The sequence below is a fragment of the Bacillus sp. SG20033 genome (genome assembly GCF_044570195.1).
Classification (GTDB): Bacteria; Bacillota; Bacilli; order Bacillales; family Bacillaceae; genus Bacillus; species Bacillus subtilis.
On the sequence record NZ_CP172606.1, the window covers coordinates 2428411 to 2450297 of the forward strand.

At 44.0% G+C, this 21887-nt stretch carries 23 protein-coding genes; 1 reads left to right on the forward strand and 22 read right to left on the reverse strand.

The window, feature by feature from the left end; translation table 11 throughout:
• Positions 1 to 60: 60 nt before the first annotated feature.
• The 11 genes from dinG to ACFVP7_RS12775 form a co-directional block, all read right to left on the reverse strand.
• A complete protein-coding gene (gene dinG / locus ACFVP7_RS12725) occupies positions 61 to 2856 on the reverse strand; it encodes an ATP-dependent DNA helicase DinG (protein WP_338730523.1) in 2796 nt (931 codons plus the stop codon).
• A gap of 125 nt (positions 2857 to 2981) precedes the next feature.
• Complete coding sequence (gene panD, locus ACFVP7_RS12730) at positions 2982 to 3365, reverse strand: aspartate 1-decarboxylase (RefSeq protein ID WP_003225586.1); 384 nt, start codon at positions 3363 to 3365, stop codon at positions 2982 to 2984.
• 1 nt (position 3366) lies between these two features.
• Positions 3367 to 4227: a pantoate--beta-alanine ligase gene (gene panC / locus ACFVP7_RS12735; protein ID WP_024571841.1), complete on the reverse strand. Its 861-nt coding sequence runs from the start codon at positions 4225 to 4227 to the stop codon at positions 3367 to 3369.
• A gap of 1 nt (position 4228) precedes the next feature.
• Positions 4229 to 5062, reverse strand: a complete 834-nt coding sequence (gene panB, locus ACFVP7_RS12740) for a 3-methyl-2-oxobutanoate hydroxymethyltransferase (protein WP_095431525.1) — start codon at positions 5060 to 5062, stop codon at positions 4229 to 4231.
• 245 nt (positions 5063 to 5307) lie between these two features.
• Positions 5308 to 6285: a biotin--[acetyl-CoA-carboxylase] ligase gene (locus ACFVP7_RS12745; RefSeq protein ID WP_338730524.1), complete on the reverse strand. Its 978-nt coding sequence runs from the start codon at positions 6283 to 6285 to the stop codon at positions 5308 to 5310.
• Entirely contained in the window at positions 6270 to 7463 is a 1194-nt protein-coding gene (locus tag ACFVP7_RS12750; protein WP_338730525.1) for a CCA tRNA nucleotidyltransferase, read from the reverse strand. The genes ACFVP7_RS12745 and ACFVP7_RS12750 overlap by 16 nt, the downstream gene beginning before the upstream one ends.
• Positions 7464 to 7467: 4 nt before the next feature.
• Positions 7468 to 8601 carry an N-acetyl-alpha-D-glucosaminyl L-malate synthase BshA gene (gene bshA, locus ACFVP7_RS12755; RefSeq protein ID WP_338730526.1) on the reverse strand — a complete coding sequence of 378 codons (1134 nt, stop codon included), beginning with the start codon at positions 8599 to 8601 and terminating at the stop codon, positions 7468 to 7470.
• Positions 8598 to 9308, reverse strand: a complete 711-nt coding sequence (gene bshB1, locus ACFVP7_RS12760; protein WP_217019534.1) for a bacillithiol biosynthesis deacetylase BshB1 — start codon at positions 9306 to 9308, stop codon at positions 8598 to 8600. Before bshB1 ends, bshA begins: the two co-directional genes overlap by 4 nt.
• Complete coding sequence (gene mgsA / locus ACFVP7_RS12765; RefSeq protein WP_014477171.1) at positions 9301 to 9714, reverse strand: methylglyoxal synthase; 414 nt, start codon at positions 9712 to 9714, stop codon at positions 9301 to 9303. The genes bshB1 and mgsA overlap by 8 nt, the downstream gene beginning before the upstream one ends.
• Before the next feature lie 15 nt (positions 9715 to 9729).
• Entirely contained in the window at positions 9730 to 10533 is an 804-nt protein-coding gene (gene dapB, locus ACFVP7_RS12770) for a 4-hydroxy-tetrahydrodipicolinate reductase (RefSeq protein WP_003230638.1), read from the reverse strand.
• 11 nt (positions 10534 to 10544) lie between these two features.
• A complete protein-coding gene (locus tag ACFVP7_RS12775) occupies positions 10545 to 10880 on the reverse strand; it encodes a nucleotide pyrophosphohydrolase (protein WP_004398044.1) in 336 nt (111 codons plus the stop codon).
• A 139-nt stretch (positions 10881 to 11019) separates the two neighbouring features.
• Between ACFVP7_RS12775 and ACFVP7_RS12780 the strand changes: the two genes are divergently transcribed.
• The gene (locus ACFVP7_RS12780; RefSeq protein WP_003230635.1) at positions 11020 to 11892 is read left to right on the forward strand and encodes a YitT family protein; all 873 of its coding nucleotides are present in this window, start codon (positions 11020 to 11022) and stop codon (positions 11890 to 11892) included.
• A gap of 41 nt (positions 11893 to 11933) precedes the next feature.
• On the opposite strand, the gene ypjB is transcribed toward ACFVP7_RS12780, so the two are convergent.
• The 11 genes from ypjB to hisC form a co-directional block, all read right to left on the reverse strand.
• Positions 11934 to 12728, reverse strand: coding sequence for a sporulation protein YpjB (ypjB, locus tag ACFVP7_RS12785; protein WP_015251822.1), 795 nt, complete (start codon positions 12726 to 12728; stop codon positions 11934 to 11936).
• Positions 12729 to 12796: 68 nt separating this feature from the next.
• The gene (locus tag ACFVP7_RS12790; protein ID WP_017696530.1) at positions 12797 to 13390 is read right to left on the reverse strand and encodes a DUF1405 domain-containing protein; all 594 of its coding nucleotides are present in this window, start codon (positions 13388 to 13390) and stop codon (positions 12797 to 12799) included.
• A 110-nt stretch (positions 13391 to 13500) separates the two neighbouring features.
• On the reverse strand, positions 13501 to 14268 hold the full coding sequence (locus ACFVP7_RS12795) for a menaquinol-cytochrome c reductase cytochrome b/c subunit (RefSeq protein WP_004398051.1): 768 nt from the start codon (positions 14266 to 14268) through the stop codon (positions 13501 to 13503).
• 34 nt (positions 14269 to 14302) lie between these two features.
• The gene (gene qcrB / locus ACFVP7_RS12800; RefSeq protein WP_003225560.1) at positions 14303 to 14977 is read right to left on the reverse strand and encodes a menaquinol-cytochrome c reductase cytochrome b subunit; all 675 of its coding nucleotides are present in this window, start codon (positions 14975 to 14977) and stop codon (positions 14303 to 14305) included.
• Between the two features lies 1 nt (position 14978).
• A complete protein-coding gene (locus tag ACFVP7_RS12805; protein WP_003230627.1) occupies positions 14979 to 15482 on the reverse strand; it encodes a ubiquinol-cytochrome c reductase iron-sulfur subunit in 504 nt (167 codons plus the stop codon).
• Positions 15483 to 15624: 142 nt separating this feature from the next.
• Positions 15625 to 16071: a YpiF family protein gene (locus ACFVP7_RS12810; protein ID WP_338730527.1), complete on the reverse strand. Its 447-nt coding sequence runs from the start codon at positions 16069 to 16071 to the stop codon at positions 15625 to 15627.
• Positions 16072 to 16125: 54 nt separating this feature from the next.
• Positions 16126 to 16665 carry a ReoY family proteolytic degradation factor gene (locus ACFVP7_RS12815; protein WP_004399171.1) on the reverse strand — a complete coding sequence of 180 codons (540 nt, stop codon included), beginning with the start codon at positions 16663 to 16665 and terminating at the stop codon, positions 16126 to 16128.
• A 71-nt stretch (positions 16666 to 16736) separates the two neighbouring features.
• Positions 16737 to 18008 (reverse strand): tetratricopeptide repeat protein, encoded by a 1272-nt coding sequence (locus tag ACFVP7_RS12820; RefSeq protein WP_338730528.1) that lies wholly within the window; start codon positions 18006 to 18008, stop codon positions 16737 to 16739.
• A gap of 334 nt (positions 18009 to 18342) precedes the next feature.
• Positions 18343 to 19629, reverse strand: a complete 1287-nt coding sequence (aroA, locus tag ACFVP7_RS12825; protein WP_015251819.1) for a 3-phosphoshikimate 1-carboxyvinyltransferase — start codon at positions 19627 to 19629, stop codon at positions 18343 to 18345.
• Positions 19630 to 19639: 10 nt separating this feature from the next.
• A complete protein-coding gene (locus tag ACFVP7_RS12830) occupies positions 19640 to 20755 on the reverse strand; it encodes a prephenate dehydrogenase (protein WP_285298696.1) in 1116 nt (371 codons plus the stop codon).
• Positions 20756 to 20803: 48 nt separating this feature from the next.
• On the reverse strand, positions 20804 to 21886 hold the full coding sequence (gene hisC, locus ACFVP7_RS12835; RefSeq protein ID WP_338730529.1) for a histidinol-phosphate transaminase: 1083 nt from the start codon (positions 21884 to 21886) through the stop codon (positions 20804 to 20806).
• Position 21887 lies beyond the last annotated feature (1 nt).

Genomic DNA, 21887 nt, shown 5'->3' on the forward strand with positions numbered 1-21887 from the left:
TCCGCTTTTAAATAAAACACCATCCTACTCCCACACCGCAAAAGCCGCTTTATGCGGCTTTTATTCTTTTTCCCCTGCAACATAAGCTTCAAGCTCGCTGTCAGTCATTTCGGATACTGAGGTTGTCGGCAAGGCATCAAGAAACAGCCGGCCGTAACCAGCGGTTTTAATCCGTCTGTCCAATATAATAATCGTTCCCTTGTCTCCCGCAGAACGCAGCAAGCGTCCGATTCCTTGCCTGAAGGTCAGCACAGCTTCCGGTAATGACACTGTTTGAAACGGATTCTTTCCTTTTTTGCGGGCAAGCTCACATTTTGCAGCATGAAGCGGGTGATCAGGGGACCGGAATGGGAGCCTCACGATCATTACTGTCGTCAGCTCATCACCAGGGAAATCAACGCCTTCCCAAAAATGATTTGTTCCGAGCAGGATCGCCTGATTGGATGTTTTAAAAGTCTTCATCAGTTTGCCGGGACTTCCGCCTGTAATCCCTTGTGCCAAGAGCTGAATGCCGGAAGCACTCATGTTATGCTTAAGCTCCTGGTGAACCTTTTTCAGCATATCATGGGATGTAAACAGCACAAGAATTTTAGGCTGTTTTTCCTTTGCCATCAGTTCGATATAACGGGCTGTATCCTGTATAAATTCAGGTTGCCCTGTATCCTGAATTGATTTCATTTCTTTTGGAATCATCACCTGCATACGCTCATCGTAAGAAAAGGGTGACTCAATTCTCATTGTCCGCGGGAAAAAGTCACTCAGTCCCAGTCGTTCAATCATAAATTGAAAAGAACCTTCGACTGTAAGGGTTGCAGATGTCAGCACCACACTATTTTTGCGCGCGAAAAACTGATCAGCCAGAAGTTCACCAGGTTCAAGAGGCTGTGCGTAAATGGCCACTGCATTTTTCGCACCCTTTGCATCTATTTCAATCCAAACCGCTTCATCGTCATCAGATCCAAAGAAGAGCTTCTGCAACGTCTGACAGTAATGCTGCAAGCCTTTCATGCTTCTTTGGTATTCATCGGCTAAAAAGACGTTTTTGCTCTTCATGCCCTTCAAATGTTTTTCCATCAGGGATGACTGCGCCTCAAAAAGCTGTTGCAAATGTGTCAGCATGGAACAAAGCCTCTCCGCACCATCCGTTAAGATCGACCAGCTTTTATCCTGGCTTTCTTTGTTCACCTTAAACACTAGACGGTTTAAGTCTTCTTTAGGTTTTCTTCGTTTGACAAAAGAATGTACAGAGCTGAAGAAAGCATCACTTTCTGCTTGAACGTGCTGAAGCCACTCTTCCAATTCGAAAAATGAATCAACCGGCAGGCTGTTTCGCTGGAATAGCTGTCTCATCTTTTTTAGAAGTCCCTGCTCCTTCAGAGTGCCGATTCTGCTCAATTTCGTATGCAATTCTATGTACGTGGCTCTTTTCCCTAAATGTTCGCTTGCCGCACGTTCAAAATGGTGTGCTTCATCAATAATAAATGTGCCGCTTTCGGGAAGCCTTTTTTTCTGGCTGGCTTCATCGGTCAGCAAAAGGGAATGATTGGTGATCACCAAATCGGAGCGCATAGCAATCTGTTTGGCTCGCTCGTAAAAACCGATCACATGCTCACTGCGACTTCTTTTATAGGAGTCATCGTCATAAGCCAATCTGTCCCACAGCAATTTTCCGCCTGAAGGCAAATTCAGTTCCGCTACATCTCCTGTATCTGTCTCTGTCAGCCAAACGAGAAGCTGTGCCTTTGTCAGTACGGCATCATAATTATCATCTTCTTCATGAAGGACCTGCTCAAATTTATACAGGCATAAATAATGCGATTGCCCTTTTAAAATCGCCGCTGTTACCGGAAATGGAAACAGATCTTGGACAATCGGCAAATCCTTTGTGAGAATCTGCTGCTGTAAAAGCGTCGAATACGTGCTGATAATGACTGGCTTTTTTGATTTCTTGGCAAAAAGCGCAGCCGGAATAAGATAGCCAATCGTTTTTCCGATTCCCGGAGGAGCTTCAATCAGCGCATGCTCACGATTGGCAAACGCATCAGCCACCTCTCTCATCATCATCATTTGGCCGTCTCTTTTTTCATACCCAGGCATTAACTCTGACAGCGCTTTTTCATTTCCCGCTTCCCAGCTTTCGATCTCAAATGAGAAGTTCTCGTCCTCATTTATACGAGCATCGATAGCTTCAGGTTCTCTGACAGAAAACGAAGAAAAGCGCGTATAGCCCGGTATCTCGGTATGTCTGTTTTCATTAATGAACATATCCAACAAATGCGTCAGATCACTGATGAAATGCTGCGAAAGCCTTCTTAACTGCTTTAATGTCGGATAAGGAAGCTGCCGCAGCTTTTCAAGGATTTCCAAAAAAATAAGCCCTGTCACTTCAGCATCGCTGTCAGCCCGGTGCGGCTGATCATGCCGCAGCTGAAGCTCCTCGCTTAATTCCGTCAGCTTATACCCTTCAAATCCCGGAAAAACAATGCGTGAGAGCTCGACAGTATCAAGCACTTCACAATCTGGGAGCTGAAAGCCCGCCTTATGCAGCTCATACTTGACAAATCCAAGGTCAAAATGGATATTGTGGGCGACAAAATAAGCGCCATCAAGCAATTGGAATACTTCTTCAGCAACTGCTTCAAATGGCTGTTCATTTTCTACCATTTGATTAGAGATTCCAGTAAGCTGCTCAATAAAAGCAGGGATTGATTTATTTGGATTAATGTATTTTGAAAACCGCTCAGTAATTTGTCCATTTTCGATTACAACCGCTGCGATTTGTATGATTTTATCGCCTTTCTTCGGCGAATTCCCTGTTGTCTCTACATCTATAACAACGAACCGTTGCTTATTCATTAAAATGGACACCTCAATTCTTGCATACGACAAAAGTGTAACACGTTTTGTACGGAAATGGAGCGGCAAAACCGTTTTACTCTCAAAATCTTAAAAGAAAACCCCCGATAAAGGGGGCTTTTCTTCTACAAAATTGTACGGGCTGGTTCGTTTCCCAGCATTTGTTCAATTTTGTTTTGATCATTCAGAACAGCCACTTTCGGCTCGTGGCTTGCCGCTTCTTGATCAGACATCATTTTGTAGGAAATAATAATGACCTTATCTCCTTCCTGCACAAGGCGTGCGGCTGCACCGTTTAAGCATATGACGCCGCTTCCCCGTTTACCAGGAATAATATACGTTTCAAGACGTGCTCCATTATTATTATTCACAATTTGTACTTTTTCATTAGGGAGCATTCCCACAGCATCAATGAGATCTTCATCAATTGTAATGCTTCCCACATAGTTCAGGTTTGCTTCCGTAACAGTTGCCCTGTGAAGCTTGCCGCTCATCATTGTTCGATACATATTATATTCTCTCCATTTCTCGAATATCAATAATGATATTATCTATTAAACGCGCTTTTGAAAAAGCAACTGCAACAGCGAGAATCATCTTTCCAGCAATTTCATTCACAGGCTCGAGTTCCGGATAGGAATAAAGCTCCACATAGTCTATGGTTCCGCTTGTCGTTTCAATGATTTCTTTTGCAGCTTTTATCACCGCTTCAGGATCTCTTTCACCGGCTTGGATCAGCTCCGCACTTGTTTGAAGGGCCCGATACAGCTTAGGCGCTTCTTTTCTTTCTTCAGCTGTTAAGTATACATTGCGAGAGCTTTTGGCTAAGCCGTCTTCCTCTCTGACCGTATCGACAGGAACCAATTCAATATCCATGAAGAAGTCACTGATTAACCCATCAACAACAGCTACCTGCTGCGCATCTTTTAAACCGAAATAGGCACGAGTCGGCTTGACTAGGTTGAAAAGCTTCGTCAGTACGATCGCGACCCCGTCAAAATGTCCTTCTCTTGAGCGCCCGCATAACACGTCTGTGCGTCTTTCTACATGAATCGTGACATTCTTTTCACCGGGATACATATCATGAGCATCTGGCGTAAATAAAATATCGACTCCGGCGTTTTCTGCAAGAGCTGCATCCCGCTCAATATCGCGCGGATATGCTTCAAAATCTTCATTAGGGCCGAATTGTGCAGGATTCACAAAAATACTCATAATAACGGCATCGTTTTCTTGTCTTGCTTTGTCTGCTAAGGTTAGATGGCCCTCATGCAGAAACCCCATCGTCGGAACAAATCCAATTGACTTGCCCTCAGAATGATATTGTTTTATGGCTTCTTTCAGCTGTGAAATATCAGTAATCTGTCTCATCTTATTTTCCCCCGTACAAGCCGTCCAGCACTGTCTGGTTCATTTGAAAGGAATGCTTTTGTTCAGGGAAAGCACGATGTCTTACATCCTGAACATATCCGCTGATTGCTGTTTCGATGTTTTCATCAATGCGCGTATATTGCTTTACAAATTTAGGTGTTCTCTCAACACCGTGGCCAATAATATCATGATAAACGAGAACTTGTCCGTCCGCTTTCACACCAGCACCGATTCCAATGACCGGTATGCTTAGCGTTTCGGCAATTTTGGCTGTGAGTTCTGCCGGCACACATTCCAGCACAAGCATCATAGCTCCTGCTTCTTCGCATTTTATACTGTCTTCTATTAATTTTTTGGCGCTTTGTTCGTCTTTGCCCTGTACTTTATAGCCGCCCAGTACGCCGACTGACTGCGGTGTCAAACCTAAGTGACTGACTACTGGAATGCCTCCAAGCGTCAATGCGCGAATGGATTCAAACACGCCTTCTCCGCCCTCAAGCTTCAGTGCGTCAGCTCCGCTTTCCTGAACGATAGCCGCTGCATTTTTCAGCGTATCTTCCTTAGACAGGTGATAAGACATAAACGGCATATCTGTCACAATAAAGGTATTCGGCGCACCCCTTTTAACGGCTTTTGTATGATGGATCATGTCCGCAACTGTCACACCGACAGTTGAATCAAGGCCGAGGACGACCATTCCAAGTGAATCACCGACTAAAATCATGTCAACTCCCGCTTGTTCAGCAAGTTTAGCTGCCGGATAATCATAAGCGGTCAGCATGACAATCGGTTCTTCAGACTCCTTCATTTTTAGAAAATCCAGTTTTGTTTTCATGTTTTCTCCTCCTCATGTTTAGAGGAGATGATCTGCCGTGTTCTTCTGCAAGCCAAAAAACCTTCCGTTACAACGAGAAGGATTCTTCACTTTCTAAAGTTCGGCGAGTTTCATCCCTCTGTCCCAGTCCTTTTTTGGATCAAGGCAGACTGCTGCAATGTCTATCTATTTTAATAATAGGTGCAGTTCGCAGGCGATACTGCCCAATGGAAGTATACCAAAATCAACGGGCTTGTACCAACACATTAGCCCAATTCGATATCGGCAGAATAGATTTTTTTAATGCCTTCGTTCGTTTCTAAAAGCAGAACGCCTTCATCATCTATACCTAACGCCTTACCGTAAAAGGTTCCGTTTAACGTTCTGGCTCTCATATTAGTGCCAATACCGAGCGCATAGCTTTCCCATAAAAGCTTAATCGGCGTAAATCCGTGCGTCATATAATCCCGGTACCGTTTCTCAAAGCATAGTAAAATATGCTGGATGACGCCGGCCCGATCAATTTTTTCCCCAGCAGCTTGGCTGAGGCTTGTCGCGATGTCCTTCAATTCATCTGGAAAATCATTAGGCTGCTGGTTAACGTTAATGCCGATCCCAATGATCACTGAACGTACGCGGTCTTCTTCAGCCTGCATTTCCGTTAGGATGCCGACTGTTTTTTTTCCGTTAATCAAAATATCATTTGGCCATTTAATATCCGTTTGGATGCCTGCTGCCTCTTCTATTCCCTGCACAACAGCTACTGCAGCAAGCAGAGTCAGCTGCGGTGTTTTTTGGAGCGGAATGTCAGGCCGCAAAATCAGGCTCATCCAAACACCGTTTCCTTCTTGAGAATGCCATACCCTAGACATTCGGCCCCTTCCGGCTGTTTGTTTGTCAGCCACCACGAGGGTGCCTTCCGGTGCGTTATTATTCGCGAGCTCATGAGCCGTTTTTTGCGTGCTTGAAAGAACGTCATGGTAAATAAGATGCTGGCCCATCACTTCCGTTTTTAATCCAAAACGAATTTCGCTTTCACTGAGTTTTCCGGGTTTTTTGATGAGCCGATATCCTTTTCTTCTAACGGCTTCTACTTCATAACCCTCTTTCCGAAGCTCTTTAATATGCTTCCACACAGCAGTTCTTGAACAGCCGAGAGCATCACTGATTTTTTGGCCGGAAATAAATTCATTGCCGGCCTGAGAAAATAATTCAATAAGGTCTTTTCTTAATGTTGACCGCATGTCTTCAGCCACTCCTCTATGTGTTTCTTTTGATTGGAGAGCTTCCCTGTCACAACAGCCTGCTCGATCCGCTGTAATTCTTCCGACACCCATTTTCCGGCCGGTCGGTTTCGAAGCGCAAGCAAGTCCTTACCCGTGATATCAAGATCCTTAAGGCTTTTGATCGGCAGGTTTTGATAAGCGTACTGAATATCCTTCAGTTTCTTTTCATCCAGTTTTTCGTTTTGCCGAAGCTGCGATATTTTGGCCGCAGAGAGCAGTGCTTTTTCCCCAGCTCTGTACATTGTCATTACGTCAAGGCTCTGGCCAAACGTATCAGCAATGTGAATGGCTTCCTTGATCACTTTTCCCGGGAGCTTCCAGGCTTTCAGGAAAAGGGGCGCGTCTTTCAAGACTATGCCAAGGTTAATTAAAAGAGCAGCCCAAAGCTCCTCACGGGATGTTAAAGAGAAGAATGGAAACTCACTCGTTGAAATCAGGTTTTCTCGTTTATGATAAAAACCAGGAAGCTCTTCATACAATCTCGTTTGAATGAGCGTTTGAAGCGCCTGGCGAGAAGCTCTTCCCTGCAGCAATTTCTCGAACTCTATAGTTTTTCGTTCGACTGAAACATGGGAGAGGAGTGATTTTTCTTTCGCAATGGCTTCTTCTGTTTCCGGTGAAAGCGTAAAGCCAAGCTGGCTCATAAAACGTACGGCTCTCAGCATACGAAGCGCATCCTCTTGAAATCTATCCTCAGGCTTTCCAACGGTTCGAATCACTTTCTGATCAATATCTTTCTTGCCGCCAAAATAATCAAGCACCTTCCCCTCCGCTGTCATGGCCATCGCATTGATCGTTAAATCTCTTCGTTTTAGATCCTCTTCTAATGATGAGATAAATTGCACTTCTGACGGTCTTCTGAAATCAACATAATCAGATTCAGTCCGGAATGTCGTGACTTCATAGGTTTCATCCTCCCAGAGCACAATAATGGTCCCGTGCTCTTTGCCTACATCAACAGTTCGCTGAAACAGCCGTTCTACTTGATCAGGTGCCGCATCTGTCGCGATATCGACATCTCCGATCGTTCGTTTCATATAGCTGTCACGAACTGCGCCCCCGACAAAATAAGCCTGATGGCCCGCTTCGATTAAGATGCGGAGCACGGGAAGTGCTTTGATAAAAACTTTTTCCATGTGATCACTCCGGTTCTGCTAAATCGGCATAAATCTGTTCATACTGGCTGACAATTTTTTGGGAAGAAAATTCATTTTCAAGCATCTCTATTGCCGCCTTTGTAAAACGATTGCTTAGCTGTTCATCTTCTAAAATGCTCATCGCGCGGGCTGTTGCGGCCGCAACATCACCGACATCCACCAAAAATCCGCTCACATTGTTTTTAATAACCTCAGGGATACCGCCAATGTTTGTTCCGATACAAGGCACTTCGCAAGCCATCGCTTCAAGCAGGACAAGGCCGAAGCTTTCTTTTTCAGATAGCAGCAGCTTCAAATCGCTAATAGAATAAAGCTCTTCAACACGGTCTTGATTTCCAAGCATTAAGACTTGGTCTTCCAAGCCATATTTTCTGATAAGCTCGCAGGCTGTCGATTTCTCCGGACCGTCTCCGACTAAAAGCAGCTTCGCTTTCGTTTTGCCAGCGATATTGCGGAACACACGGATGACATCCTGCACGCGTTTAACCTTTCTAAAGTTGGACACATGGATGACGACTTTTTCATCTGGTAAAATTCCATGTTTCTCTTTAATCACCGCTGTGTTTTTCTTCAGATACACGCGCTCGTCTATAAAGTTATAAATCGTTTCAATTTTTTTCTCCGGTTTAATTAAATCGTACGTTTCAGCCGCAAGCGCTGAGGAGACGGCAGTCACCCTGTCTGATGACTCAATAGCAAAACGGATCAGATCTTTTAGAGACGGATCATAACCTAACACCGTGATATCCGTGCCATGCAAAGTTGTAACAATGCCGATATTGCGTTTCAGCATTTGTTTTGCAAGATAGGCGCAAACGGCATGCGGGAGAGCATAGTGAGCATGGATAATGTCTAAATTCTCCCGTTCCGCCACCTCTGCGATTTTGCTTGCCAATGTCAAGTCATACGGAGGATATTTAAAAACAGCATATTGATTAACCTCAACTTCATGAAAATGAATATTGGGATGATATGTATTCAGTCTAAACGGAATGCTTGATGTGATGAAATGGATTTCATGTCCCTTTTCAGCAAGCTGCTTCCCCAGTTCTGTCGCAATGATACCTGAGCCTCCAACGCTCGGATAGCATGTGATTCCTATTTTTAGTTTTCTCATTGTTCGCCCCCAAGCACATCATGATCAAGCATCAGCATCCGTTTGGAAAAGAAACCTTCGGCATACTCCACGCCCGCTTCTTTACCGTAAAGCTTTTCTCTCGCTTCAACGATCTCAATATACCCATTCGTCAGAGGAGTAGAAACTGAATCCTTTGACGGGATAAACTGGCTTTTGTAGGCGTTGAGGCTTAGTTTCTTTGCCTCTATTGTATCCGAGATATCAATAACAAAATCCGGCTGATGAAAACCATTTATCATATAATAGTAAACCTTGCTGACTTTATGCGCCGGAAGGCTTTTTTCGTCTTTATATTTATGGATTCCGGCGGAAAAGATCGCTTCTTCCACCAGTGCAGCCGCATTGCCGTGATCCGGATGGCGATCCTTTTTATACGGCATAAAAACCGCTTTTGGGCGGCAGGTTCTGATGACAGTGACAATCGACCGAATTGCCTGATCACTCATTATTAGGCCGCGGTCTGGAAGCGTCAGCTGAATTCTTTTATCTGCGCCTAATATGCGGGCTGCTTCAGCTGCTTCTTCTTTACGTAAACTGACCGTACCGTTAGAAGAGAGTTCCGCTTCTGTCAAGTCGCATATCATTACTTTTTTTCCCTGTTTGACAAACTTCGCTATTGTGCCGCCCATTCCGATCTCGACATCATCACTGTGGGCGCCAAAAGCAAGAACGTCAGCATTATACATTCGGCTCTTCTCCCCGAAGAAGGTCACGGAATTCGAAAACACCTTCATCAAGTGTGCGGACAAGAATTTCCGCAGTACCCATATTTGTGGCGAGCGGAATGGAATACACATCACATAACCGGATTAATGCCGAGACATCCGGTTCATGCGGCTGCGCGGTCAGCGGGTCGCGCAAAAAAATGACAAGATCGAGTGCATTGGCAGCGATCAGTGCACCGATTTGCTGGTCTCCCCCTAAAGGGCCGGATTGAAAACGTTCAATTTGAAGACCTGTCGCCTCTTGAATTTTCAACCCTGTGGTTCCGGTTGCGTATAGATCATGATTCTTTAAAATATCCCGATAGGCAGTCGTAAATTGAACCATGTCCTGTTTTTTCTTGTCATGCGCGATCAAAGCAATTTTCATTGTTTATCCCCCCGTCTAATCAATGATATTTTCTAAACCGTACACAAGCTGATCAATCTTCATGACTTGTTCGACTGACAGTTTAACGCCTGACATGAAAGAAGCGCGGTTATAAGAATCATGGCGTATCTGAAGCGTTTGGCCATCCATGCCGAACATGACCTCCTGATGCGCGATCAGTCCCGGAAGACGGACGCTGTGCAAGCGAATGCCGTTTTGCTCCGCTCCTCTTGCTCCTGGGAGAATTTCTTTTTCATCCGGATGTCCTTGCTGCTTTTCTTTACGGACTTCTGAAATCATTTCCGCTGTTTTAAGCGCAGTTCCGCTTGGTGCGTCAAGCTTCTGGTCATGATGAAGCTCAATAATCTCAACATCCTCAAAATAGTTGGCAGCCATTTTTGAAAATTTCATCATCAGTATCGCACCGAGCGCAAAATTTGGCGCGATGATGGCTCCGATCCCTTTTTCTTCTGTTAAAGACGTGAGCTCTTTTAAATCAGCTTCTGAGAAACCGGTTGTTCCGACAACTGGACGGACTCCGTGCTCTAATGCAATTTTTGTATGTACTTTTCCGATTTCGGGCGTTGTTAAATCAATCAAGACATCCGGTTGTGTTTCTGTAAAGCAGGCATGGATATCTGTGTAAATGAAAGCATCTGACTCAACAGGCATCACATCAGATAATTTTTGCTGATCGTATGTATGGTCTATGGCCCCGACAAGGTCAAAATGAGGTGTTCGTTCTGCCAATTTAACAGCTTCCTGCCCCATTCTTCCGCGCGGTCCCGCAATGACTACTTTAATTGTTTCGTTTGACATCTTGATCTCCTCTACTTTCCTTCTTCTTTTCTGGTCCAGCGATCTTTATCTCTTGTATTAAATTTATGCATGACTCGGTCGTGAGCTTCCTCTAAAGAGATATCAAGAGAGTTGGCTAAACAAACCAATACAAATAGCACATCGCCCATTTCCTCTTCCATGCTTTTATCATCTTCAGTCGCTTTTTTTGGTTTTTCTCCATAACGGTGATTCACTTCTCTGGCAAGCTCGCCCAGTTCTTCAGTCAGCCTCGCCATCATGGCCAGCGGGCTAAAATATCCTTCTTTAAATTGGCCGATGTAACGGTCTACTTCAGCCTGTATGTCTTTCATTGTTTTATCACTCACTGAACGAAACCTCCTATCATCCTCTTACATGTTAGCTAATTCAGATACGTTTGACAAATGTTTAAGCACGTTTGCTGTTTTCTTTTTCATCCACTATAATATAAACGCTATCTAATGGAAGGAAAAGGGGTTTTGTGTGATGCTTGGAGAAATTAGATTAAAAAACATATTTTTTATTTTAATCGGAGCGGCAATTTTTTCATTTGGCTTGGTTCATTTCAATATGCAGAACAATCTGGCTGAGGGCGGTTTTACAGGTATTACACTTTTGCTTTATGCCCTTTTCCACATCAGCCCCTCTATCTCGAACCTGGTGTTGAACATTCCGATTTTTTTTATTGGCTGGCGTTTGCTCGGCAGGACAATGTTTGTTTATACCCTTGTCGGCACTGTAGCCTTGTCTTTGTTCCTCAGCATCTTTCAGCGATATGAAATACATATGCCCCTTCAGCACGACTTAGCGCTCGCCGCTTTATTTGCCGGCGTATTCATCGGAGCCGGATTGGGAATTATTTTTAAGTTCGGCGGTACGACAGGCGGTGTTGATATCATCGCACGTTTAGTGAATAAGTATTTTGGGATCCCGATGGGCAGAACGATGTTTGCTTTCGATGCCTGCGTCATCATTTTGTCTTTGCTTACTTATCTCTCCTATAAAGAAGCGATGTATACGCTGGTAGCTGTATTTGTAGCTGCAAGATTAATTGATTTTATTCAGGAAGGCGGATACGCTGCTAAAGGCGCTACGATCATCTCTTCGAAAAACGACCTGATTCAGAAAAAGATTCTTGAAGAAATGGAACGGGGCGTCACCATTTTGAAAGGACAAGGTTCCTACACAAAAGAGGATATAGATGTACTTTATTGTGTGGTGCCGAAAAACGAATTGGTGATGCTGAAAAGCGTGATTAACTCCATTGATCCCCATGCCTTTGTAGCGGTAAGCGATGTTCACGATGTGCTCGGAGAAGGATTTACGCTTGATGAAAATAAAAATCCGCTTCCGCGCTGACATGTAATAGAAAAAAGGCGGCTGACCGCCGCCCCTCATCCTTATTTAGGGTAGTCCCTTTTTTTCAGCTTGTTTTTTTCCGCCTTGTACTTTCTGTAACCGACATAGGTGAGAGCAGTAATGATGATACTGCCGGTTGTAATCATCACCCAGAGTAAAGACGGATCGGCATCATCCTCCTCCACCCTGTCAAACACATTTTTCAGGTCATGCTGAAGAAGGGAAAGCCGTTCAAGCTTCGTGCTCTCTGTCATTTGCTGAAATTCCTCTTGCTCAATAACATCTATATGTTTTCCGACTGTTTCAAGCTGATCCTCTGATACATCGATTGTAAGACTAGGGTAAATCAAGTCATATAAACTGATAAATTCATTCCATTTTTCATGAAAGCTTGTGCTTCCATTCTTTTGGACATCTCGCTTCAGCTCAGTAAAAGCTTCCATAATCGGTTTTTCCAGTGAACCCCAAAGCGGGTCAGACCGATTGTCAACCGCATCCATTAGCATTCTGAACTGCGCGGCTGCTCTGAGTTTTTGTGTGTCTGATGTATCAGCTTGCTTTAAACTCCGAACCATATCATTATAGCCCAATGTGATTTGACGGATTTGGGCTCCCGTTAGCATGGGGTCTTGCTGTTTTTTCTCAGCGGATTTTAATGTTTTTTCAAAATACTCCAAGACTTGAAGCGCCTCTTCATATTTCGCCTGTCGGGTCATTTGAAAGACTGTATCGGATAAATCATTCAATTCCTCGAGGCTTCCCCGCTCTGCAGCCTTGGCATTTCCATTATAAAAAATAAGTGCAATCAACAAACAGATCGTCAGCTTTCGTTTCATGCAGGTCCCTCCCACTCTCTCTCCTTACAGAATATGAAGAAAGGGACAAGGATAGACCAACATTGTCTTTACATCAGCTCAAGCTTCGTTTGCTTTTTCGAGACCACAAGAAAGTAAGCAAGCCCGATTGAAAAGATGCTTAGCCAAAATGTTCCGTATCCTATTTCAGTCATATAATCAGAAAGCATAGAGTATTGCGGCATCATATCAAACAAGTAGTCAATGACATCGTTATGCAGTGTCCAGACTGCAGCAATTGCAAGATGCCAAAATGAAAAACGAAAATACGGACTGTATAATACGCCTTGAACTGCCATTGCAAAATGCGAAGCAATTAGCATGTAGCCCTCCCACGGCAAGTCACCAGTTACTGCAAGCACAAGAAAATTCATAGCCACCGCCCATAGGCCATACTTTACAAGGGTAACTAGCGCAAGCGCCTCAAAGAGCGGAGCATTCCGTTTCATGAGAAAAGCAAGCAGCACAAACAGAAAGAAAAACGTTGCTGTCGGACTGTCCGGAACAAAAATCAGGAAACGTGCCGGTGTCTCCAAAAGCTGCGGCAAGTACCAATAGTAGCCGTAAACCGTTCCCAGAAAATTAATGGCTAAGACAAGAATAAGCATCGGCCGCTGCCCTAATACATATTGAAACCATTTCACATCGAATCAACTCTCAGTCTGTAAAAATAATATGTCCATATAAAAAAGCTGACGCCGGGTCAGCTTTTGATAATAAAAGTATATCCTTCCATTTGACAATTCACAATACGTTATTTTGCGGTTGTTTCAGAAATAAATTTTGCAAGTTCTTCGAGCTGCTTATCATTTCCTTTGAACACACCCGCCGGCATTTTGCCTTTTCCTTCTACAGCGATTTTTTTGATTTCTTCCGGTTTCAGCCCGCTGTCAACCAATGAAGGCCCAGCCGCTCCTCCCTGAAGGTTATCCCCATGGCAAGAAATACAGCCCTGTTCCTTAAAGACCTTATATCCTTCTGCATTGGTGTCAATGTCGGCTTCTTTTGTGATTTTCCCCTGTTCTTCTGCCTTGGCCCAGTCATGAGTAGCAACTGACTGCCACGTCAAAAATACAGCAGCGGAAATGGCCAGAAGCATCATACCGACAGCGACCGGACGCTTCCACGGCCTTCTTTCTGTCCCTCTGTCTAGGAATGGAGCCAAAAGCAGGGCCCCAAAAGCGAGACCTGGCATAATCATGGCGCCGACCACTGTAAAGCTTCCAGCGGCGTATTCATACTTCAACAGCTGGTATAAGAAAAGAAAATACCAATCCGGCAGCGGAATATAACCAGTATCAGTCGGGTCCGCCATCCGCTCCAAAGGCGGCTGATGCACAATCGTCAAAACGAGAAAACCGATGAGAAAGACAGCTCCAACCATCCATTCCTTTAACAAGAAATTTGGCCAGAAAGCCTCTGTTTTACCGGGATACTCCGAATAATCCTTCGGTATATTCGGCTTTTTTTCAGCCGGTATCCTTGAGTCGCCTACAAATTTCATCCCTTTGCCCCGGTGCATGTCATCCCCTCCCTTTTATTCGCAGATCAAGAGTTTAAAGCGGTCCTGAAATTCCCTGCTTCCGGATCATAATAAAATGTGCAGCCATCAGCCCGAACAATGCGGCAGGAAGAAAAAATACATGGATCGCAAAAAACCTAGTCAGCGTTTGGGCGCCTACAATATCCGGATGCCCTGCAAGGAGCGTTTTAACCTGCGTTCCGATCAAAGGCGTGGCTTCGGCGATCTGCAGCCCGACTTTTGTTGCAAACAGAGCCTTCATATCCCAAGGAAGCAAGTAGCCTGTAAAGCCAAGACCGAGCATAACAAAAAAGATCAGCACACCGACAATCCAGTTCAGCTCGCGCGGTTTTTTATACGCGCCTTGGAAAAAGACCCTCAGCGTATGTAAAAACATCATCACAATGACCAGGCTCGCACCCCAGTGGTGCATCCCCCTGACAATCTGGCCGAATGCCACTTCATTTTGCAAATAATATACCGATTCCCAGGCATTTTTGATATCAGGCACATAATACATCGTTAAAAACATTCCAGATAATACTTGGATAACGGTTACAAAAAACGTCAGTCCCCCAAAGCAATACACAAACGCAGAGAAATGATGGGCGGGATTCACATGTTCCGGTACTTCGTGATCGGCAATATCCCTCCACATCGGTGTAATATCAAGCCGCTCGTCTACCCAGTCATAAATTTTGTTCAGCATGTCACCCTTCCCCCTTAGGCTTTGCTTTTCCAAGATACAGGAAGCCGTCTTTTACTTCTTGCTCATAATGATCAAGAGGCGCAAGCGGCGGCGTGCCAGGGACATTGGTGCCGTCCTTTTCATAGAGTCCGTAATGGCATGGACAAAAGAATTTATTCGGGTTTTTAGGATCACTATTCCAGTTCACCGTACACCCTAAATGTTTACAAATTGGCGAAAGTGCTACAATTTCATCCCCGTTTTTGAAGACCCAGGCTGATCTTGACTCTTCTGACTCATACCAGGCATCGACTTGATTAATTTTAAAATCAAAGCGCTGCGGCTCTTTTGTCAACTCATCAACGCTGACAACCTGAACCATATCCTGCTTCCCTGTCGATTTTAATACCGGGTCGAGTGCGAAGCGAACCATAGGCATGAGCATACTAGCCGCCATAAAACCTCCTACGCCTGTGAGCGTGTAATTCAAAAATTGACGTCTGGATATATCATGTTTTCCGCCCATCTCTTCTCCCCCCTCTAGGTCACCCCTGCAAACTGACTAAAATAGAAAATATTGCAATAACTCTAGACACCCTCATAATATATGAATCTCTTAGCAAGGTCAATATAGCCAAAATATTGTTTATAAGGAAATGTAAGTGTTTTTATGAAGTGCTCCATAACTGTAACAAAACGTTCAAAATTTCAGCAGTGCGTTCATCCAATATTTTTCTTTTTAAAGAGTCATTTAAATGCTCTAATGGAACAGACGGTGTAACAATCATTTTGCCTAACGCATCCTCAGCTCTCCAACTTTCGTCAGATGTGAGCAGGACAACATGCGGAAATTCCGTTATCAGCTCTTCCCGCAAATCCTTAAGCCCTTGAACGGTTATTTCATTTCTATCAACATATGTATAAGGCGGAAGTAAATATACCCGTCCCTTTAACTGCCTTTCAAGTTCTTCTGAGAGAAGCTGCGTAAACTCGCCTTTCTCCGCCGCCATTTCAAAATGGTTATTAACCCTTATGTTAATTAATGGTATGACAGCGGTATCAATGTAATCCTTAGCTTGTAAATAGTCCTTGGCATCAGTGATTCTCCACCTCATCGTTCTCCCCCTTTACGGCAACAAGCCTTGCAATTCACTGCAAGGCTGGTCATATTATGTGAGCTGATTTAATTGGCGCGATAATTGTTCAAATGCCTCTTTATCATGACGATCTAACGCGTCGTCAATGTCTTTTAATAATTTTTCTCTTTGGAATGTGGAAATAGCGTGCTCTAAAATCTGTTCCGCCAATCCCTGATCTTTTTTATTCTCAAAAAGGTTTTTCGGAATATGCGGGTTGGACTCCAGCACCGCCGCATATTCAGGTGAGCTGTAAGCCGAACGGAAATTAAGCTGGATAAACAAATCCTGCTGTTTATTTAATCTAATATCATGAAAAGATTTTTCCGCGTCGGTAGTCATGACATTCTCTTTATAGAACCGGAACGGAACTTCTTCAACACAATGTGTTGACATTATAATGCCTCTCGGGCAAAATTCAGCCTGCTCCACAAAATGAACCTTCTCCATGAGAGAATCATGGCTCATTAAGTAGTTCAAGATCCAAACGCACTCTCGGCGCTTTAACTGATAATGGTTTAAAAACCAACGGATAAAATCTTTTTTCTCATTGACAGAAACAGGGGTCTGCATGTAATTCCCTCCTCTATCGTTCGTATAATCTATATACTTATATGTTCCACATGAATGGTTAATATTCCTGCTTATCTAGAAAATTCATCCTCGATTCGCAAAATCGTTTCTTCCAGCTCTTCATTGGCTCCGTCCATTTCAAGAACCTTTTTCAAAAGCGGCAGCGCTTCTTTTTGAAGGCCTTCTTCTAATAGGAAGCTTGCGTATTCATATAAGAAATCTCTATCCTCCTGGTAATGAAGATAGGCAGCCTCAAAGGATTGTTTTGCTTCCTCGTATTGCTCTAATTCAGTATATGCGCTTGCAAGATACCAATTGTATTTCGGATCTTCTTCACCGTAGCTTCGAACCTCTTGAATAAGATCAATGATCTGATCATAATCCTCTTCTTTGTGATACACGGCAAGAAGTGTATGAAGCGCCTCGACAAAGCCCGGATCAAGCGCAAGCGCCTCCTGAAGCAGCTTTTTCCCCTCTTCTGACTTCCCGATTTTTAAGGCCATTTTGGCGGCATAAAGGAAAAGTTCTTTGTTATATTCATCATATCTGATACCCTCTTTTGCCGTTTTTAATGCCTCTTCATACATTCCTTCAGCTTCATAGCTTTTCGAGAGCGGCATATAAAGTGAAGTATAAGATGGATCAAGCTCCTTTAAATCAGACAGCTGCTTAATAGCTGTTTTCACAAGCCCCGCCTGTAAGGCTGTAAAACCATAGCCGAAAATCGTATTAGGATCAGGATTCTCATCGACAGCTTTCTCGTACCATGGAATGGCATCCTCAAATTCACCTGAGGCACTTAACGATTCTGCCAGTCTTTGATGGACATTAACGCCTCCGATCTCCCCCTGCTCCTCAGCCGTTGTTTTAAAATATTGAACCGCTTTTGCATAGGCTCCCTGAGCAAAGTAAAGTTCTCCCAGTGCAAAATCAATAACAGGTTCATTGTCCAGAATGGACTTTGCTTGGAAAAGCTTTTGTTCACTGACTTCGAATAACCCCTGCATCTGATAAAGATCCGCCATAAGCAGCAAACTTTCCGGATATGATGGATCTGTTTCCGGAATAGTCTCCAGCACAGCGAGGGCTTTTTCTTCTTCGTCAATATCTATTAAAAGTTCAGCGTAGAAATTCGTCAGTTCTGTTTCATTTGGATATAAATCATGTAGATCACTAATCAGTGAAATTGCTTTTTCTACATCGCCCCACTCGTAATAAAGCTGGGCTGCAATGGCTTTATCTTCATCATGCAACTGTTTTTCAGCCTTCGAGAGCGTGTTGAGGCCTTTTTCTGTTTCACCTGCTTCAACTAATTTTATGGCTTCTTGAATCAATGTATTCAAATCGGACCGGTCCTTTCTTTTCCTATACAACATCAACCATACAAAAAAGCTTTATTTGTTCGGGTTAATCTTATCATAATTCAGACGAATGCCCCCGGCAAATAAGATGCTTCTGTACGGAAGGGAATTATTGAGTCTTATTAGTTTACCAAAAGATCTTGAGATAGAAAATGAAAAAAGGAAGATCGCCCTCTGTACAGTAAAGCAGCTCTTTGACCTGCCGGCTTGTAAGTAAAGCACATCCCCCCTTTTCGTTTTTCTATCCCCTCTATAAGACAAGCTATGTTTTTTTGCCTCAAATTATGATCTACATAAAAAATCCTGAAGTAAAACTTCAGGATTTTTTCGAAAGCTTATTTAAATGCTCGAAGAAGGTTGGATAAGAAACGTGAATGGCATCCGTGTGCTCGATTTCAATCGGCTCCTCCGTTATACAGGAAGCAATACCAAGCATCATTCCGATTCGATGATCTCCGTGGCTGGACACTGCAGCGCCGCCTTTCAACGTTTGTTTGCCATAAACCTTCATTCCATCTGCTGTCGGTTCAATTTCAGCACCCAGCTTGCGAAGCTCAGAAACAACAGTATCAATACGGTTTGTTTCTTTCACTTTTAGCTCTGCCGCGTCCTTAATAACGGTGGTTCCTTCCGCCTGAGTCGCAAGAAGCGCGATGATAGGGATCTCATCAATTAAACGCGGAATGATATCTCCTCCGATTTCAACTGCCTTTAGAGATGACGTTTCTATAATCAAATCTCCATAAGGCTCTGCACCGCTATCAGCAGATGGTTTGATTTCAAGTTTTGCCCCCATGTTTTGAAGGACATCAATAATACCTGTCCTAGTCGGATTTAAACCTACGTTTTTCAATACAATTCTGCTGTTTGGAACCATCGCGCCAGCAGCAAGGAAAAACGCGGCTGAAGAAATGTCTCCAGGAACAAAAATATCAGCAGCTGTCAGTTTCTGGCCACCAGCAATGGAAACACTCGTTTGATCTTCAGAAAGCTTAACGCCAAAAGCAGAAAGCATCCGCTCAGTGTGGTCCCGAGATTTATGGGGCTCTGTGACAGTTGTTGTGCCCTCAGCCTGTAATCCGGCCAGCAAAACAGCAGATTTAATTTGCGCGCTTGCAACAGGTGATACATATTCAATGCCTTTTAATGAAGCGCCGCTCACTGACAGCGGTGTAAATTCTCCGCCGGCTCTGCCGTCGATTTTAGCCCCCATTTTTTTCAAAGGCTCAGTCACACGCTTCATTGGGCGCTTCGCAATGCTCTCATCTCCGGCTACCGCGCTGTAAAAAGGACGGCCCGCTAATATTCCGAGCATCAGGCGAATCGTTGTACCTGAATTTCCGACATCTAAAAGGCTTTCTGGCTCTTTCAGGGCATCGATTCCTTTTCCGTGAATCACGACATCGCTGCCGCTTTGCTCAATGTGAACACCCATTTTTCTAAAGCAATCAATCGTGCTCAGACAATCTGCTCCCGGCAGAAAGTTTTTAACTGTTGTTGTGCCTGCCGCTAGCGCGCCAAACATAACAGAGCGGTGAGAAATGGATTTATCACCGGGAATATGTATTTCTCCATGTAAGGTCTGCACCTTTTCTCGTTTCATTTTTTCCACCTCAATCAGCATAAAAAGTTTCATATTCCGCCCGGGCTTCAATGCATTGTTCTGCCCTTTTGCGGTCGTCATCAGACTGAAAACTGATCCTTAAAATCCCGTTAATATCTTCTCGTGTTTCGATAATGCGGATATTCGTGATACTGATGCGTTCCGCAGCTAAAATCGCTGTTATCTCGGATATCACACCCGGATGATCGGGTACATCCACATATAAATCATAAAATGCAGGTATCGCTCCCTTCTGCCGAAGCGGCAGCCCGTCGCGATAATCCTTGGCGGTTTTAAAATAACGAAATAGATTTTCCGCATCTTCTTGTTCTACATATGTACGGATCTTGTCAATTTCACGAATCCACTCATCAAAACGGTCTAAGATTTTATCTTTATTATGTAATAAAATATCCCGCCACATTGCCGGGCTGCTTGATGCAATCCTTGTAATATCTCTGAACCCGCCGGCAGCAAAACGCTTAACAAGCGGATAAAGGTTTTCCGAATGATGGGTTTGGTGAACAAGGCTAGCTGCTACAATATGCGGAAAATGACTGATTACGCTTGTAACGCCATCATGCTCCTCAGGCGACATTTCCACAAAATGGGCATTTGTCCCCTTCAGCAGTTTTTTTAACTGTTCCACAGCTTGTTTGTCTGTTTTCTGGCTTGGCGTTAAAATATAAAATGCATTTTCAAACAGGAACTCCTTCGCAGCGGCCACTCCTGATTTATGTGAACCCGCCATCGGATGCCCTCCGACAAATTGATAGCGGCTAGGCAGCACTTGATCAGCGTAATCAACCACTTTTTGCTTTGTGCTTCCTACATCCGTAATCAAAAGCTCATGTTCAATTCCTGAATGAGCCAGCTCTTCAAGCATAACCAGTGTTTGTTCGACAGGTGTCGCAATGATTACTGTAGCTGCCTCTTTCGCACCGCTAATAAACGAATCAGCACGATCGTCTATCACGCCTAATTTTAATGCCGCTACCGCCTGTTCATCAGAGATGTCGATTCCGATAATCCGTTTGCCGGGATGATTTTTTTTGATGGCTAGGGCAATCGAACCGCCTATCAATCCGAGACCGGCGAGCAATATTGTATCTTTCATTTGATTCATACGTCATCACCTGGTTTATAGACTAAAGAGGTGATATTTGATCACCTCTTATAAAATTTCATCTAAAATTGCAAGTATTTCTTCATTTTGCTCTTTTGTTCCGATCGTAATCCGGAGTGATGTCGGGAAACCTAATGCATTTCCTGACCGGACGATATAGCCTTTTTCCAGCAGAGCCTGAAACAGTTCATCAGCAGGACGTTTAAAGTCAATTAACACAAAATTTGTCTGTGAAGGGTAGCACTTTAAACCATGAGTTTTCGCAAAATCATAATACTGCTGAAGGCCTGCATTATTTTGCTCGATACAGGAAGCAATAAACGCTTGATCATCAAGAGCGGCAATCGCCGCAGCCTGGCCCAGACGGCTCGTATTAAACGGCTCTCTCGCCGGCTCAATCTGGCGAATCAGGTTCTCGTCAGCAATTCCGTATCCGACTCTGAGCGCTGCCAGACCGTATGCCTTTGAAAATGTGCGCAAAATCATCAAATTGGAATACTTGCTTAAGAGCGGCACGGTTTCCGGGTAATCCTCTGCTGTTACATATTCATAATATGCTTCGTCAAGAACAACAAGGACACGTGAAGGAACGCGCTCCAGAAATGCGAGTAATTCTCCTTCAGATGTATAAGTGCCAGTCGGATTATTCGGGCTGCATATCCAAACGACTTGTGTCTGTTCGTCGATGGCTTCTAACATGGCGTCTAAATCATGTGAGCCGTCGGGACGAAGTGCAATTTCACGTACTTCAGCACCTTCAATGACCGCATTATGTTTATATTGCGGAAAAGTGGAGGCAGCAGTAACCGTGTTTGTTTTATCGTTTAAAAATGCCCGGCAGATGATCTGTATGATTTCATCAGAACCGTTGCCGAAAATAAGTGATGTTTCGCTGACATTGAGGTGCTTACTGAGCCTTGTCCGCAAAGCGGCGCTATACCCGTCCGGGTAAAGGGCAAGCTGTTGAATCTCATGATGAAGCGCCTCTTTTGCAGCCTCTGAACAGCCGTAAGGATTCTCGTTTGAAGCAAGCTTCACCACTTTATCCAAGCCATATTCTGATTTCACTGCTTCAATCGGCTTTCCAGGCTGATAAGGCTTCAGCTGTTTTAAATGTTCTTTGATACGCAAA